We start from the raw sequence: 14,982 nt of genomic DNA on the forward strand, positions 1-14,982 counted from the left end.
ACAAAGCCGGACGCTATAAACTTAAGCGTCCGGCTTTGCTGTTGCCCCACTGAATGTAGTTTTACTAATATTATAAAAACATTAAGAAAAAGGGGACGAGGATATAAACAAGGGTGGATAATATAGTTCCTGTTAGTATTGACATCGGTGTTATCCCAACATGAGTGCTTTTTATAACGATAGGCAGCAAGGTGTCCATTGCAGTTGCGCCCGCAGGTGCGATAGCAACTATTTTAGGAAAAAACTTAGGGACTAAGGGAGTTATTATTAATGCTAATACCTCTCTTATTATATTTGATAATAGCGCAACCATACCTAAGTAGCTGCTATAAGATTGTGAAATAATAACAGATGATAAGCTATACCACCCAAACCCTGAAGCTACAGCTCCTAGTTCAAAGAAGTTTAATGGGAGAATTATAATTAACGGCAGCATCGACGCTATCGAGCCAAAAGCGATTGATATTGGTATTAAAAGTGGTTTTAGGCCTTCTTTTTTTATGCTTTGCAATGTCTCTTTATTATTATAAAGGTCATATCCAATTAGCAGCAGCAAAATATACAAAAAAACCATTCCAGTTCGTTCTATAAAACCAGCAATTCCAGCAGGATCAAAAGCGCCCACTGCTATACCAAGTGCCAATGCAATAAAAATATAAACTATAAGTTTCAAACCTTGGTATGATGGTTTGGCTGACTTAGGCTCAGTTGAGGGTTTACTTAGGTTAAATCTAACTTTTAGATTAACTAACCATAAAGCTAAAATGCTACCTGAAATAGTGGCCAACGCAATGATAAAGGCTTTAACTCCGATTTGAGAAAAGTTAGCTAAAATATTTTCATCATTTCCAAGTGCCACTCCCATAGAAAAAAGAAGTCCTATAAGTGCCAAAGTAATACCTAAATTAATAATTTTTTTGCACTCTTTCTTTAACAAAAAAGCTAAGAAGAAGCCTAACAATACTGTTAACAAAATTAAAAGCATGATATCAACTCCAAATTTTTAATTTTTTTACAATTGAGATGCAAATTAAAAGGAAATAATATATAAATCTCGAATAGTAATAAATATGTAACATTTAGGATTGCTTTTTGGATTAATATTAGGTGGTGAAAAAATGAAAATTTTAGTTGTTGATGATGAGAAGCTTTTGGTCAAAGGGTTAGCTCATAGTTTAGAGAAGGAAGGATTTGAAGTTGAGTGTGCCTTTGATGGTGCTGAAGCTAGGGAAAGGTTTGAAAGGGATAGATATGATTTAGTTATATTAGACCTTATGTTGCCAAAGGTCGATGGATTAACTTTATGTCAAGAATATCGGAAGGCTTCTGAGGTGCCAATCATAATGCTTACAGCGAAGGGTGATGACATAGATAAGATATTAGGTTTAGAATTTGGAGCAGATGATTACATGACTAAACCTTTTAACACAAGAGAACTTATGGCACGTATAAAGGCTATCCTACGAAGAGCACCCAAATCGTATAGTCCCACAGAAATGAACTTTGGTGATATTAAGATTGTACCATCTAATAGACAGGTTTTAAATAAGGGCGAAGTAGTTGAAATGACTGCTAAGGAGTTTGATCTTATAACATTATTAGCGGCGCACCCCGGCAGAGTGTATACAAGGGAAAATTTATTAGAGATGATTTGGGGATATCAATTTTTCGGAGATATTAGAACAGTTGATGTACATGTAAGAAGAATTAGAGAAAAAATTGAATGTGATCCTGCTAGCCCTAAATATATTTTAACTAAATGGGGGGTTGGGTACTTCTTTGGAGGTAACAACTAGATGGGTCTGAGTGTTAAGTGGAAGATTACTATTATTTTTGCCTTGGTGTTTACCGCAGTGATGTTGGTTACTAATTACTTAGCTACAACATCAACAGAAAAACACTTTTTTCAAACTAGACAGGCAAAACAGTTAGAAAAAGCAAATATAATAGCCACTACAGTAGCTAATAATTTAGACAAAAATATTTATGAACTTAAGGATATTATAGATGCTAATTTCCCTAGAATGGAGATGAGACTTCTTTATACAGATACCAAAGGAGTTGTGTTGATGGACTCCTTTGATGGCAGTCACATTCTAGGGACCACTCTCACTAATTCGGAGGTTAGTAATGCATTAAAAGGTGATAGCAAAACTGGAACTTATTATTTGTCTGATGCTGGGTGGGTGAAGTATGTTGCAGTCCCAGTTTTAAAAGATGGTGAAGTAATAGGTTCCATTTTTACTTCCTCTTATGTCGATGATATAAAAAGTGCTGTTATCGATGTTCGTATTATGATTTTTACTATATCAATAATTTCAGTGATTGTAGTAATTGTGTTATCTATTGTGATATCTAATTCTCTTTTAGAGCCTATAAACAACTTGACAGAAGGTTCTAAAAAAATGAGCATGGGGCTTTTAAATACAAGAGTGCCTGTGCGTTCAAATGATGAGATAGGAACACTTGCTCAAAACTTTAACAGTATGGCTGAACAATTAGAAAAAAATGATGAAAACCGGTTAACTTTTTTGGCTGACTTATCCCATGATTTAAAGACACCTTTAGCTTCTATAAAAGCCTTAGCTGAATCGTTGGGAGAGGAAGAAAGCAAAGAAACATATCAAGAGTTTTTAAAAGATATAGTTACGGAAATAGACAGGATGAATGTCACTGTCAGCAGCTTGCTAGAGTTTAATAAGGTTTCTAACATAAGTACCAAGGTTAATAAAAAGAACTTCATCTTTTCCTATTTGGTGGATGAAGCGGTTAACTCTATACAGCCTATTGCTGATCAAAAAGGTATAAAAATAAAATTTGACAATAAAGAGTTAAAGGAAAAGATTTTCGGAGATAGAGAGAAATTACGACAGATGATACTAAACTTGCTAGATAACGCCATAAAGTATAGCGGAGAAAATGGTATAGTAGAGGTAAAACTTAAAGCCAACAGAAAAGAGATAATTTTAGCAATTAAGGATTGTGGAAAGGGGATCCCACCTGAAGCGTTGCCACACCTGTTTGACCGTTTTTATCGAGTGGATAAAGCTAGGCATAAAGATACCGGTGGAAATGGTATTGGTTTAGCAATAGTAAAAGATGTAGCGCAGCTGCATGGTGGCAGAGTAGATGTAGAAAGTAGGTTGGAAACAGGCACTATATTTACAATAAAGCTGCCTAAGCAAGCTACTTTGTTCTAATTCTTATAAACAAAATGGATATATTTAAAAAAATGTCACATCCTATATTATTACAAAATAGTATAGGGGGAGTTTTTGATGTCACGTTTAAAAACAGGTGACAGAGAAACTAAAAGAAATAAATATATAAACAGACGAAAAGTATTTAGAATGTTAATTAATCATCCTGTTATACTTGTAAACTTATTTTATAGTATGATACTAAGGGTATTTTTAGGATTAAATCCATTTAAACCTCTTCAACTGGTGGTAGATTGGAGAAGTAGGGTTAAACGTAAAGGTAATGCTAAAGTTAATATAAATGGACAACTTTTTGTGGGAGGCAGATATATAACTAATCTATCTAGTTCCTCTGCTAATGTAGTCGTTTTTCCCGGAGGGCAGCTCGAAATAAATGGCAGAGTTAAACTTGGTCCTGGAGTGCAGATTGTGGTTGCAAAAGGAGGAAAGTTAGTTATTAATGACTGTACCTATATAACTGCAGATGCAAAAATATTTTGCTCTAGTGAAATTATTATAGGGCGAAATACCGCTATTTCCTGGGGAACATCTATCATTGATAGTGATTTTCATAAGCTTTTTTATAAAGGGAAAAAAGATTTTCCTGAAAAAATTAAAATTGGCGACCATGTTTGGATAGGGTGTAATTCAACAATTTTAAAGGGGACGACTATAGAAGATAATTCTGTGATTGCTGCTGGGGCAACAATAACAAAAGATGTTCCTTCAAATGTTCTAGTTGCAGGAAATCCTGCAAAAGTTGTGAAAAAAGATGTTATGTGGATATAGTTAATAGTTTTGTAAAAAAAACAAGTTAAAATAATATTAACTTGTTTTTAAGGAGGGCTGTCATTTGAAAAAAGGAGTTCTAGTCCCAGTAATACTTATTTTGGTTTTTTTAATAGGTGGAACTGTCTTTGCCCACTTTATGAATGTAAGCGAAGAGGGACATTTGGGGGTGGTGCCAAACCCTCAGAGTAATAAGTCAGAAATGATATCACTTTACTTTACAAATAGAGAGTCTGACAAAATTATTTTGGAAAAGCGCCATGCTAAAGTGGGTGAGGAGATAGAAAAAAGGATAGTAGAAGAGCTTATTAAAGGCCCTGATTCTGAAGAGTTGTTTCCCACTTTTCCTAAAGGTACCGAAGTTTATGGGGTAGAGGTTATTGAAGGGGTGGCGTTTGTAAATTTTAAGGAGTCAATATTGAACTTACATTGGGGAGGAACAAGTGGAGAAATGGTAACCTTAAGTTCTTTAGTCTTAAGTTTGACAGTTTTAGACCATGTCGACTCTGTCCAAATTCTTATAGAGGGTGAGAGAGTGGAAACTTTAGCAGGGCACTACAGCATTATGCAGCCTCTAAAAAGAGAGGAAATGCTTAACTACTTACAGTCAAACGACTAAAAATGTTCTACTTGACAACGCCCCCTAACCCTCGAAGAGGTAGTGGTTGACCTCTGTGTCAACCATCCCATATGATTATCACATTAGCCAATGCTCTTGAATGTCAGTAAAGTCCAATGCTAGTATCAAGTTACTCAATAAAAAACGGTTCCAATCATTAAAAGTAGGTGATTGGAACCATTTTTTATTTGTTTTGGCCAGGATATGTCCCAGCCACTATTTTCTTATATTGTTTTCTTTTAGTGGCATCCTATATTAAGGAGGTGTATGTATGTATAAACCTAAGAGAGCTCTTTTTCACAAAGAAAGCTTGGATTATCCAAAAGGAAAACTTATTTATGATATGTTAAGAAAAGACGGTATTAATATAGAAATTTTAAAAAGTAATAGGGTGACTCAAATCCCAGGAAAAACTGCTGAGCAAGCATATAATGAAGCTAAAAAGACATTGGTGATAGCAGTTAGAAAAACCTTGAAGTTTCAAAGTTGTAAACCATCGGCTCATTATCAGTTGCCCCTTGTGACTAGCTGTCCAGGTCTTTGCCAATATTGTTACTTACAAACAACTTTAGGGAAAAAACCTTATATCAGTGTATATGTAAACACGGACGAAATTTTAGCTAAGGCTGAAGACTATATAAATGAGAAAAAAGAGGAGACGATAATTTTTGAAGGTGCAGCTACTTCTGATCCTCTTCCTTTAGAGCATTATACTAACAACTTAGCAGAAACTATCGAATTTTTTGGAAGACAAAAGCGAGGGAGGTTTCGTTTTGTCACAAAGTTTGATAATGTAGATGAGTTATTAAACTTGAAACACAACAACCATACTGAGTTTAGATTTAGCATTAATACCGAAAAAATCATAAGTGAATATGAACATAGAACTGCCAGCGCTAAAAGGCGAGTAGAGGCAGCTAAAAAAGTTTCGAAAAGTGGCTACCCAATGGGGTTTTTGATTGCTCCTATTTTCTTATATCCCAACTGGAAAAAAGATTATATTAACCTATTAGAAAGTTTAGCAGAAAATCTGTATGATGTTCCTACATTAACCTTTGAACTTATTGCACATAGGTTTACAAAAAGAGCAAAACAAAATATTTTAGATGTTTTTCCTAATACTACGTTACCTTTAGATGAAGAGGAAAGGAAACTAAAATATGGACAGTTTGGTTATACTAAATATGTATATCAAAAAGAACAATATGGTGAGCTAGAAGAATTTTTCAAAGAAAACATCACAAAACTTTTTCCTAAGGCAAAGATATTATATATTGTTTAAGGCGGTGAAAAAATGCAAAAAGCTATCGTGAGGAGGAAAAAGAATAGGGGAATATATCCACCTCCTCCTTTTAAACCAAGTATCGACATTTATGAGTATAATGATGAGGTAGAGGTTTTTATTGATATCCCTGGTATAGACCCAGATGAAGCTTTAGTTTCAATAAACAAAGAGGAGATAATTATCGAAGGTGAAACTAAAAGCGGTTACAATCGAGAGGGAAGACGATTTAGAGTTATGGAGAGAATGCAGGGAAGCTTCTATCGTAGAATACCACTTACAGAACCCATCGATGATTCTTTAGCTTTTGTAGATTATGACAATGGCACCTTGCACATTCGCGCTCCATTTCTTTCATTTTACGATTAACAAAACACATATAAAAAGAAAAACTGTCAGCATCTATCCTATTTTTTGATATAGGTCGCTGGCAGTTTTTTTGGTTTATATTAGTTTTCGGGTTATAAAAAATAAAAATGTAGAATAGCTTATTTATAAGGAAAGAGGTGATATAAATGGTTATTGTAATAAAGAAAAAACATATAGTACTGGCTTTTTTGGCTTTTGTGGCTGCAACCGTTATGACTTTATATATTATTCCTAATGAGGGAAGTATAGCTGTTTCTTCTAACAAGGATGTTTATTTAGAATCAGAAGCACTTTGTAGAGATAAAAGACAACTTAAACCGCAAAGTCCTGCATTAGAAGGGGTAGATGTAGTTGAATTACAGATTAGCTTAGAAAGGGCTGGCTACTATACAGGGGAACATGATGGGATTTACTCAGCATCATTAATAGAAGCAGTAAAAAAACTTCAAAGAGATAATAATCTTGAGCCTAACGGGGTAGTGTGTGACGATGTTTGGGAAGCCATGTTTGACGGAAAGGCAGAAACTAAACTAGCAATCACAGAAGCTCCTGCCGGGGATTTGGTATTGGTAGTGGACCTAGATAAAAGACAGCTCACAGTGTTAGAAGATGGGGAGGAATACGCGAAGTTTCCAGTAACCATAGGCTTGCCCCAAAGTCCATCTCCTGTAGGTGATTTTTATGTTAAAAATAAAGGATACCCCAAAGGAAGTGGATTTGGCACTAGATGGATGGGGTTAACTGTGCCATGGGGAGGGTACGGAATACATGGAACAAACAACCCAGGAGCTATAGGAGGTCACGGAAGTGCAGGATGCATTAGACTGTTTAATCGGGATGTAGAAAAGCTTTATGAATGGGTTGACATTGGCACACCGGTAATATTAAACTCCCAACGCACTCCGCCAAAGTTTAGAGATGTTTACCAAAAAGGGGCAGGAGGGCAGGCAGTGGTTTACTTACAAAGAGCATTGAGGGAAAAGGGGTTTTATGAAGAGCCGGCAGACTCCTTTTTTAAAGAGGAAGAAGAAGAGGCAGTAAAGAGGCTACAGGCAGATTATAGGTTGCCAAGAACAGGAAAAACTGATGCTAATTTAATTTATTTATTAGGTTTAAGGTAGGTGGGGGGAATGAATAAAAAGGTAGTTTATCTGATTTTATGCCTATTAATTATAGGTATAGGTGTTTCGGTGGTGTTTTGGGTTACCGCTGACCAAAAGGTGCGAAAGCATCGTCCAAATGCAGAGTTAGACCTAAAGCGTCAATATGAAATAAAGGTATGGGATATGGTTAACCCTAATATGTACGTGAGCGAAGAAATGCAGCATAAAGTATGGGAGCAGGTAATCAATGACTTTGAAAAACAATATGAGAATGTTACGGTTACATATACTTTGATGGAAGAGGAGACCTTTAGTAGAAGGGTGAAGCGTGGCGCTAAGCAAAACAAAATGGCAGATATCATTATAGATTGGCACGGCACTCCTTTTGTTGATAAAGCTAATCAGTTTCCTTTGGAGAAATATCTAAATTTTGAGGAGGATTTTTTAGCAGGAGCAACTCGATATGTTACCGGGCAAGAAGGAGTTTTAGCATATCCCATTTTGGCAAATGGTGAATATATTGTGGCAAACAGAGACTTGTTAGAAGATGTGGATAAAGTTGCCGAAGAAGGCTGGGGATTTACTGAGTTTACGGAAAGTTTTAAATCAGCTTCACAAGAAATGTATGTCATCGATTACCAAGGGTATTTTACTGCCAGCATGCTTACTCAGGTTAATATAACTGCGGTTGAGGCGGACGAAAAGCTTAACTGGTATAGCCAAGGATTTGTTAAAATGTATAACGAGATTGATAATCTTAAAGAGAATAAGGTTATTGGTTATAACCCCAATTGGCTTAAAAACTTTTGGCATAAAGAGGCGCCAGCCATTGCTGGAGCAGATAGCTGGGTTTATCTAGAGACTATACAGAGAAATGAAAAGCTTGATAACAATGAAATAAAAGCTCCGGGTAGCACGCATAAAATTAATCCTGTGCTGCTTCCCTATCCACAGATTGAACCTGAACAGCCTAGATATGGTATGAAAGTAGTTTCAGCTATACCATTTGTTCAAAAGGATTATAAAGGTGATGATCACAGTAAGCTAGTTGTAGACTTTGTTCAGTTTATGTCTGGGTATTTTGTAGATTATTATGCGATGCAATCATGCTTAGTTCCAGTTGATAAAAGGTTACATGCTCACTGGAAGGAAAACACAGTATTAGATGATGTTAGCTATACTACAGCTATCAAAACAGTTGAAAATGGATTACCAATACGCAGCAGGTTTTTTAAAGATATAGAGGAAGAAGCAAAGGTTTTAGAAAAGGTTCAACCCATTTTAGATGAATATTGGCAAAGTAGTGGAGGAATAGAAAAGTTAATAGAGGGAATACAAAAGGAAGGGTAAGTTTAGGCCTTTCCTTTGTTTTTTTAGGAAAAATATGATAGATTTAAGTAGGGATAAAAAAGTGAAGGTGATTAAACAATGAAATCAGTGTATTTAGATAACAGTGCAACTACACAAATTGATGAAGAAGTTTTGCAGGTCTATATAGATTGTCAAAGAAATAACTATGCAAACCCTGCTTCTGTACATAGCCTAGGAAGTAAATCGGAAAAATTAATAAAAGAAGCTAAAAAAAAGCTTTTACATAGTTTGGACATAGAAAACCAGTACGATGTACTCTCTTCCTCGGGTGGAACTGAAAGCAATAATCTAGCTATATTAGGAACAGTTGGATTTTATAACAAGCGTGGGAAAAAGGTAGTTACAACACCTATAGAACATGCATCTGTAAGTGAAGTTTTTGATTGCCTTGTTCAGCAAGGGTACATAGTAGAGTTTGCTGACGTTGATAAAGATGGATTTGTGGATGTAAATGATCTGAAAGAGAAAATGGATAGCGACACTGTACTTACCTCAATAATGGCAGTTAATAATGAAATTGGCACTATCCAACCCTTAGAAGAAATAGGGCAAATAGTTAAAAGCAAAAATCCACAGTGTATATTCCATGTAGATGGTGTTCAAGGTTATGGAAAAATAGATATTAGTCTTGAAAGATTTAACATAGACTTGCTTTCTATTAGCAGCCATAAGTTCCATGGTCCTAAAGGGGTAGGGGCTTTGTTTATAAAAGAGAAGGTTGGTTTAAAACCCTTGATTTTTGGTGGGGGACAACAAAGAGGGTTAAGACCGGGTACTGAAAATGTTCCTGGATGCTATGCTATGTCTATAGCCGCAGAAAAAATGATGAAAAGTAGAGTCCAAAATAACAAGCAGATAGCGCACCTTAAAGAAAAGTTAAGGGATGGGATTCTTAAGAAGGTAAAGAATTCTAGGGTTATATCACCGGAAAATAGTGCGCCTCATATACTGAATATAGCCTTTAAAAACTTTAAGGGTGAAGTTTTAGTTAGGGCGTTTGAGGAAGTGGGTATTTATGTATCGACTGGGTCTGCCTGTTCTTCAAGGGTAAGTGATAGCCATGTTCTAAAAGCTATTAATCTACCTAAAGAATTTAACGAAGGTGCTATTAGGTTTAGCCTAAGCAATTATACTAATGAGCAAGAAATAGATTATACAATTGAAAAGACTGCTGATATTATTGAAGAACTGCAGCTATTTATGTAGGAGGGAATCATAAAATGTATGATGTTATATTAGTTAGGTATGGAGAAATAAGTCTTAAGGGCAGAAATAGAAGTTTTTTCATAAACACCCTTATAAAAAGGATGAAAGACAGTATATCCCATTTAGAAAAGAGGAAGATAGAGTCACATGCTGGCAGGTTATATGTTCCGGTAAAGAATGATGGCCCTCAGTTAATAGAAGCTTTGAAAAAGGTATTTGGCATAGTGTCTATTAGTCCTGCGGTGCGGGTAGAAAAAGATATGGAAAAGATGGGGAAAGCTTGCGTTACTTTGGCTAAAAAAAGCATCAAAGATACTGAGGGAGTAACATTTAAAGTTGACTGTAGACGATCTGATAAGACTTTTCCTATGAGCTCTATGGAAATAGGTAGAGATTTAGGGGCGGCTGTGTTAAGGGAATATGAGCATTTAAGAGTGAACTTAACGGCCCCTCAACATACAATTGGAGTGGAAGTAAGAGATGAGGACTCCTTTGTTTATGCTGAAAAAATTCCAGGACCTACCGGCCTTCCTATCGGTGTAACAGGCAGGGGGATTTGCCTGCTATCTGGAGGAATTGACAGCCCAGTGGCTTTTTGGCTGGCCGCAAAAAGAGGTATTGACGTTGAAGGGTTACACTTCCATTCTTATCCATTTACTAGCCAGAAGGCAAAAGAGAAGGTGGATGACCTGTGCAAAGATTTAAGTAAGTACTGTGGTAGAGTAAGACTTCATACAGTACACTTTACCCCCATACAAAAGGCAATAAAACTAAACTGTGACGAAGATATGATTATAACTATTATGAGAAGGTTTATGTTTAAGATAGGTGAGGAAGTAGCCAAAAGAAGAAAGGCTCTAGCTTTAGTTACAGGAGAAAACGTAGCCCAGGTGGCTAGTCAAACTCTAGAAAGTATGAGCGTTATTAACGAGGTTGTAGATATTCCTGTGTTACGTCCTTTAGTTACCATGGATAAAACCGAGATAATCGACAAATCCCACGAAATTGGCACCTATGAAACATCAATCAGACCTTACGAAGACTGCTGTACAGTATTTACCCCCCAAAACCCCAAAACCAAGCCAACTTTAGAACAATGTATAGAGGCGGAGAAGAATTTAGATGTAGAAGGATTGGTAAAAGAGGCAGTAGAGGGGATAGAAACGGAAATCTTCCGCAGATAAAAAATCATGGGCAAAAGCCCATGATTTTTTGTTCTGAAGTTTCTTCTTTTCTAACTTTGTTGTATCAAAAAGGAATTTAAATAAGTTAACTAGAAATATATATGCTAGTTAGAAATATATTTTAAATAAGACCAAAAATTGCCTCGCAAAGGAGGGGCTTAAGTGACTAAAAATAATAATAATCTTATATATTCCGCAATAGTATTAGCTATTCTTTGTGTCATAGGAATCTATCTTTTTACGGAAGAGGATGTCCAATCGGAACAAACAGAAAAGCCACAATTTTACGAAGTGCATCAAGATAACCATGTTAGGGTTAGCTTAGGATATGAAGCATCAACACATGTAATTGAAAACGGTAATGGGTTTATTGGTAAGATAAACAACTCAACCTCAGATATTGTTATAATTGTAGAAAATCTAAGAACCGATGGCCTAATAGTAGTACCAACACCTACTGTCAAGATACTAGACTCCCAAAATAAAACTATAGAAAAACTTTCTCCGTCGGTTAAGGTAGCTGGTATAGCTAATTCATTAGATACTACCTATGTTTCAATTGAAAACCCAATACCACCATCAAATGTAAGTTCAGGAAGATATACATTTAGCGTGCAATTGCCATATAACTATATTTTTTATGACCGTGTAGATCATGAGGAGTTTGTAAACTTAGAAGTTAACTATGATATTGTTGCAGAAGGTGTAACTATAGCTCGCGTTAGGCGCTTTGCTAGGTTAGCTCTCCCGTTTGTTTGTGGAGCTGTTTTAGTAATGATTTTATCACAAACGAAAAAGAGAAGGTTTTAATTCATTCATTTATAAAGCAGCCTCTTTTTAAAGAGACTGCTTTATAAATGAAATTTAAGGGAGTTAATTACATAGGAGGGGAAATAATATGAACGTTGATATTTTAGCACTAGTTTCTTCTTTTTCCATGGCTTTGGACTTAGCTGAAAACAGACATCTTTCCCACGCCAAAAGGACAGGCTATATAGCCGTCAAGGTAGGGGAGAGGCTAGGTATTAAAGGTAAAGATATAAAAGATTTATATGTAGCTAGCCTACTTCACGATATCGGTGTAACAACAACTATTTCAAAGGAGCATTATTTAAAAGAAAGAGTCAAAAATCATTGCCTTTTGGGTAGTAAGTTAGTTGCTCAGCTGCCTGTTTACGATTATTTAGAAAGCGTCATACTTTACCATCACGAAAACTGGGATGGTAGCGGGCCTTATTTTATCGGTGGTGATAACATTCCTATATATTCGCAAATAATTTTTGTGGCTGATCAACTGGAGATTCGATATTTGCCTTCTGCTTCCATGGAGAAAAATAAAACTGTGTTTAGGGATTACTTAAGTGAAAGAAGTGGTAAAGAGTTTAGTCCAAGGGTAGTTGAAACGGTAAAATTTCTTATGGAAACTGAGGCTTTTTGGCTCGACCTAAGGCAACCAGATATAGAAAATGCTTTACCCGGTATTTATAAAGCCTACAATACCAAGAGTATAGACATGGATATGGCCAACCTTTTAAAGGTTGGAGGTGTTTTTAGCAGCATTATCGACAATAAGAGTAAGTTCACTAAACGCCACTCTCAAGGTCTCGCAGAGCTTATGATACAAATAGCTAGAAAAAATAACTATAGTGATGAAAACACAAAAAAATTAGAGCTTGCTGCTTTGTTACATGATCTAGGCAAATTATCGGTTAGTAATGATATACTAGAGAAAAATGGCAGGTTAACATTTGAGGAGTTTCAAAGTATTAAAAGACATCCTTACTATACAAAACATATAATTCGTAGTGTACAAGGTATGGAGGAGATAGCTAGCATTGCAGGAGAACATCACGAAAAATTAGATGGAACTGGCTATCCTGAAAAACTTAATTATAACTCACTATCACATTATAGCAGGGTAATGGCTGTAGGCGATATTTTTCAAGCGCTAACAGAATTCAGGCCTTATAGGGAGGGGTTAACCCCACAGGAAGCTGTAAAAATCATAAAAAAAGATGTAGAAGCTAATAAACTTTGTTATGATGCATTTAGCGAGCTTAATGCGATAATATAAAAAAGGCCAGCCTCTTATAGAGACTGGCTTAAAGGTTTTAAAACATCTGATTTTGGCTTTGTTGTTGCTGCTGTTGTTTTGTGGCATATTTTTGCTGAGCTTGAGTTATTTCTTGTGAGCTTGCTTGTTTAGTATTGTACATGCCACGTTGTTGCATTGTGTTGAAGATGGAGGCTTCCATATTGTGCTCATCCATTAAAATGTTGAGCATATCCTGTCTTAAAGAGTCGTTTGTAGCCTCGTTAGCGGCCGTATTATAAAGGTTTGTCAGGTGTTTTTCGTTTGTTAGTGCATCATTTAGGATTTCCTGAGCTGATAATTGTTGCTGTGATTGTTGCGATTGCTGATTTTGCTGTTGTTGATTTTGCTGCCCTTGCTGTTTTTGTTGTTGTTGCTGTTGTTGTTTATGAGACATATTTTTCACTCTCCCTTTTTTTAGTTTGAGCGCAAGTGCTTTAATAAAGTGTTATAGTGTTGTTGATGCTTATCAGCCATGTTCTGACACTGTTCTCTAACTTCAGGGTCTGTAGTTTGCTGGGCATAATTTCTGCACTTTTGGATAGCAAGTTCTTCAGCACCTAATTGGTCTTCAATATAAGCAAGCTCTTTTTGGCTCAGCTGTCCTTGCTGACCTTGCTGCTGCCCTTGTTGCTGTCCTTGTTGCCCCTGTTGTTGATTTTGTCGCACCATCTGAAAACCTCCTTTTTAAATATCTTCAAAAATAGTTTGTGATTATTAGACTATTATTATGATGGTACTTTAATTCAAAAATAGATATAAATGTAAATTTTGAAAGGAATGTTTATTTATATGACCAGTGTAAAAAAGCTAAAAAGTAAAGAGATAAATAGCCTTATAAAAAGTTTTAAGGACCATGGACTTTTGAATAATTACGACATAGTTTGGATATTAGAGCAAAGTAAAAGAACTGCAAGATGGGAAGTTTTTTCTACAGATGATGAAAACTTAAGCTGTTTAATCAAGAAGGATAATTATTTTTGGCTTTGCTGTGAAAAAGGTGCCGACATAGAAAGATTTTATAAAAAAATCCGTCAACAAGAAGATTTCTTTATTCATTGCTACCAAGGTTGGGTTAAAAATTACTTTATAGAAAAAGTTTATAATGTAATTTGTAAAAGTCGAAGCTATTACTATGTTACACAAGAAAACTTTAACTCCAGTAAGAAAAATGATTCTTCCTTGCTAAAATTAGATGACATCAAACTTGATCAGGACTGGTATTCAAAAGAACTTTTGGACTTTCTTATTCAAAAGCAAAAAATTTATGGGATAACAGAAGATAAAGACTTGATTGCATGGGCTTATGTCGATACCATTACTAAAAGCATTGCGGAAGTTTATAAGGTGGAAGTCCACCCTTTAAAAAGAAGGCGAGGGTATGGTAAACAGGTGCTGTCGGCAGCCATTGAAAGCTTATTAAAAACGGAAGACATCGTTGTTTTTAATGTCGGGATTGATAATGAAGCAGCCGTTAATATGATAAAAAAATTAGGGTTTAAAGAGCAGGGAAAAGAGTTTAGGCTAAGAAAAATACAGCAATAAAAAAGAGGCTGTATCTAGCCAAAACATACAAAAAGACGGTTCCGATCATCGATTTTTGATGATTAGAACCGTCTTTTACTAAATAATCTTGATAATAGTGTTGGACTCTTACTGACATCCAAGAGCAAGAGCATTGGCCACTGTAAAACGCACGGTTTTGATAAAGGGCCGGTGCTATATCTGCTGGGTCCAGACTCGTTAAACCGCAGGAGCTTTTCTCTT

Annotated in this window: 16 protein-coding genes; 13 read left to right on the forward strand and 3 right to left on the reverse strand. The window is 35.8% G+C overall.

Annotated elements, in window-relative coordinates; genetic code table 11:
• Positions 1 to 70: 70 nt before the first annotated feature.
• The gene (locus PRVXH_RS04915) at positions 71 to 985 is read right to left on the reverse strand and encodes a lysine exporter LysO family protein (RefSeq protein WP_353894198.1); all 915 of its coding nucleotides are present in this window, start codon (positions 983 to 985) and stop codon (positions 71 to 73) included.
• 133 nt (positions 986 to 1,118) lie between these two features.
• On the opposite strand from PRVXH_RS04915, the gene PRVXH_RS04920 reads away from it, so the two are divergent.
• The 12 genes from PRVXH_RS04920 (at position 1,119) to PRVXH_RS04975 (ending at position 13,197) form a co-directional block, all read left to right on the forward strand.
• Positions 1,119 to 1,796, forward strand: coding sequence for a response regulator transcription factor (locus tag PRVXH_RS04920; RefSeq protein WP_353894199.1), 678 nt, complete (start codon positions 1,119 to 1,121; stop codon positions 1,794 to 1,796).
• Positions 1,797 to 3,200 (forward strand): HAMP domain-containing sensor histidine kinase, encoded by a 1,404-nt coding sequence (locus PRVXH_RS04925; RefSeq protein WP_353894200.1) that lies wholly within the window; start codon positions 1,797 to 1,799, stop codon positions 3,198 to 3,200. It abuts the gene before it with no gap.
• Positions 3,201 to 3,278: 78 nt separating this feature from the next.
• Positions 3,279 to 3,989, forward strand: coding sequence for an acyltransferase (locus PRVXH_RS04930; RefSeq protein ID WP_353894201.1), 711 nt, complete (start codon positions 3,279 to 3,281; stop codon positions 3,987 to 3,989).
• A gap of 64 nt (positions 3,990 to 4,053) precedes the next feature.
• Positions 4,054 to 4,608: a GerMN domain-containing protein gene (locus PRVXH_RS04935; protein WP_353894202.1), complete on the forward strand. Its 555-nt coding sequence runs from the start codon at positions 4,054 to 4,056 to the stop codon at positions 4,606 to 4,608.
• 271 nt (positions 4,609 to 4,879) lie between these two features.
• The gene (gene splB / locus PRVXH_RS04940) at positions 4,880 to 5,890 is read left to right on the forward strand and encodes a spore photoproduct lyase (protein WP_353894203.1); all 1,011 of its coding nucleotides are present in this window, start codon (positions 4,880 to 4,882) and stop codon (positions 5,888 to 5,890) included.
• 12 nt (positions 5,891 to 5,902) lie between these two features.
• The gene (locus tag PRVXH_RS04945) at positions 5,903 to 6,259 is read left to right on the forward strand and encodes an Hsp20/alpha crystallin family protein (protein ID WP_353894204.1); all 357 of its coding nucleotides are present in this window, start codon (positions 5,903 to 5,905) and stop codon (positions 6,257 to 6,259) included.
• A gap of 146 nt (positions 6,260 to 6,405) precedes the next feature.
• On the forward strand, positions 6,406 to 7,380 hold the full coding sequence (locus PRVXH_RS04950; protein ID WP_353894205.1) for a peptidoglycan-binding protein: 975 nt from the start codon (positions 6,406 to 6,408) through the stop codon (positions 7,378 to 7,380).
• Between the two features lie 9 nt (positions 7,381 to 7,389).
• Positions 7,390 to 8,712 (forward strand): hypothetical protein, encoded by a 1,323-nt coding sequence (locus PRVXH_RS04955; RefSeq protein ID WP_353894206.1) that lies wholly within the window; start codon positions 7,390 to 7,392, stop codon positions 8,710 to 8,712.
• 78 nt (positions 8,713 to 8,790) lie between these two features.
• A complete protein-coding gene (locus tag PRVXH_RS04960) occupies positions 8,791 to 9,939 on the forward strand; it encodes a cysteine desulfurase family protein (protein WP_353894207.1) in 1,149 nt (382 codons plus the stop codon).
• Positions 9,940 to 9,953: 14 nt separating this feature from the next.
• On the forward strand, positions 9,954 to 11,123 hold the full coding sequence (gene thiI, locus PRVXH_RS04965; RefSeq protein WP_353894208.1) for a tRNA uracil 4-sulfurtransferase ThiI: 1,170 nt from the start codon (positions 9,954 to 9,956) through the stop codon (positions 11,121 to 11,123).
• Positions 11,124 to 11,285: 162 nt separating this feature from the next.
• Complete coding sequence (locus tag PRVXH_RS04970; RefSeq protein ID WP_353894209.1) at positions 11,286 to 11,933, forward strand: hypothetical protein; 648 nt, start codon at positions 11,286 to 11,288, stop codon at positions 11,931 to 11,933.
• 88 nt (positions 11,934 to 12,021) lie between these two features.
• Complete coding sequence (locus PRVXH_RS04975) at positions 12,022 to 13,197, forward strand: HD domain-containing phosphohydrolase (RefSeq protein WP_353894210.1); 1,176 nt, start codon at positions 12,022 to 12,024, stop codon at positions 13,195 to 13,197.
• A 37-nt stretch (positions 13,198 to 13,234) separates the two neighbouring features.
• Here the strand turns inward: PRVXH_RS04975 and PRVXH_RS04980 are convergent, their stop codons facing one another.
• On the reverse strand, positions 13,235 to 13,612 hold the full coding sequence (locus PRVXH_RS04980) for a spore coat protein (RefSeq protein WP_353894211.1): 378 nt from the start codon (positions 13,610 to 13,612) through the stop codon (positions 13,235 to 13,237).
• A 20-nt stretch (positions 13,613 to 13,632) separates the two neighbouring features.
• A complete protein-coding gene (locus PRVXH_RS04985) occupies positions 13,633 to 13,887 on the reverse strand; it encodes a hypothetical protein (protein ID WP_353894212.1) in 255 nt (84 codons plus the stop codon).
• 120 nt (positions 13,888 to 14,007) lie between these two features.
• On the opposite strand from PRVXH_RS04985, the gene PRVXH_RS04990 reads away from it, so the two are divergent.
• Complete coding sequence (locus tag PRVXH_RS04990; protein WP_353894213.1) at positions 14,008 to 14,760, forward strand: GNAT family N-acetyltransferase; 753 nt, start codon at positions 14,008 to 14,010, stop codon at positions 14,758 to 14,760.
• Positions 14,761 to 14,982 lie beyond the last annotated feature (222 nt).

Origin of the sequence: Proteinivorax hydrogeniformans, from assembly GCF_040515995.1 — a bacterium.
Lineage (GTDB): Bacteria > Bacillota > Proteinivoracia > Proteinivoracales > Proteinivoracaceae > Proteinivorax > Proteinivorax hydrogeniformans.

Excerpts from the sequence above, each read along its gene's own strand:
- PRVXH_RS04975 (WP_353894210.1), top strand. The coding sequence starts at position 12,022 with ATGAACGTTGATATTTTAGCACTAGTTTCTTCTTTTTCCATGGCTTTG.
- PRVXH_RS04985 (WP_353894212.1), bottom strand. The coding sequence starts at position 13,887 with ATGGTGCGACAAAATCAACAACAGGGGCAACAAGGACAGCAACAAGGG.
- PRVXH_RS04990 (WP_353894213.1), top strand. The coding sequence starts at position 14,008 with ATGACCAGTGTAAAAAAGCTAAAAAGTAAAGAGATAAATAGCCTTATA.
- PRVXH_RS04955 (WP_353894206.1), top strand. The coding sequence starts at position 7,390 with ATGAATAAAAAGGTAGTTTATCTGATTTTATGCCTATTAATTATAGGT.
- PRVXH_RS04930 (WP_353894201.1), top strand. The coding sequence starts at position 3,279 with ATGTCACGTTTAAAAACAGGTGACAGAGAAACTAAAAGAAATAAATAT.
- PRVXH_RS04945 (WP_353894204.1), top strand. The coding sequence starts at position 5,903 with ATGCAAAAAGCTATCGTGAGGAGGAAAAAGAATAGGGGAATATATCCA.
- thiI (WP_353894208.1), top strand. The coding sequence starts at position 9,954 with ATGTATGATGTTATATTAGTTAGGTATGGAGAAATAAGTCTTAAGGGC.
- splB (WP_353894203.1), top strand. The coding sequence starts at position 4,880 with ATGTATAAACCTAAGAGAGCTCTTTTTCACAAAGAAAGCTTGGATTAT.
- PRVXH_RS04925 (WP_353894200.1), top strand. The coding sequence starts at position 1,797 with ATGGGTCTGAGTGTTAAGTGGAAGATTACTATTATTTTTGCCTTGGTG.
- PRVXH_RS04960 (WP_353894207.1), top strand. The coding sequence starts at position 8,791 with ATGAAATCAGTGTATTTAGATAACAGTGCAACTACACAAATTGATGAA.
- PRVXH_RS04915 (WP_353894198.1), bottom strand. The coding sequence starts at position 985 with ATGCTTTTAATTTTGTTAACAGTATTGTTAGGCTTCTTCTTAGCTTTT.
- PRVXH_RS04950 (WP_353894205.1), top strand. The coding sequence starts at position 6,406 with ATGGTTATTGTAATAAAGAAAAAACATATAGTACTGGCTTTTTTGGCT.
- PRVXH_RS04920 (WP_353894199.1), top strand. The coding sequence starts at position 1,119 with ATGAAAATTTTAGTTGTTGATGATGAGAAGCTTTTGGTCAAAGGGTTA.
- PRVXH_RS04980 (WP_353894211.1), bottom strand. The coding sequence starts at position 13,612 with ATGTCTCATAAACAACAACAGCAACAACAACAAAAACAGCAAGGGCAG.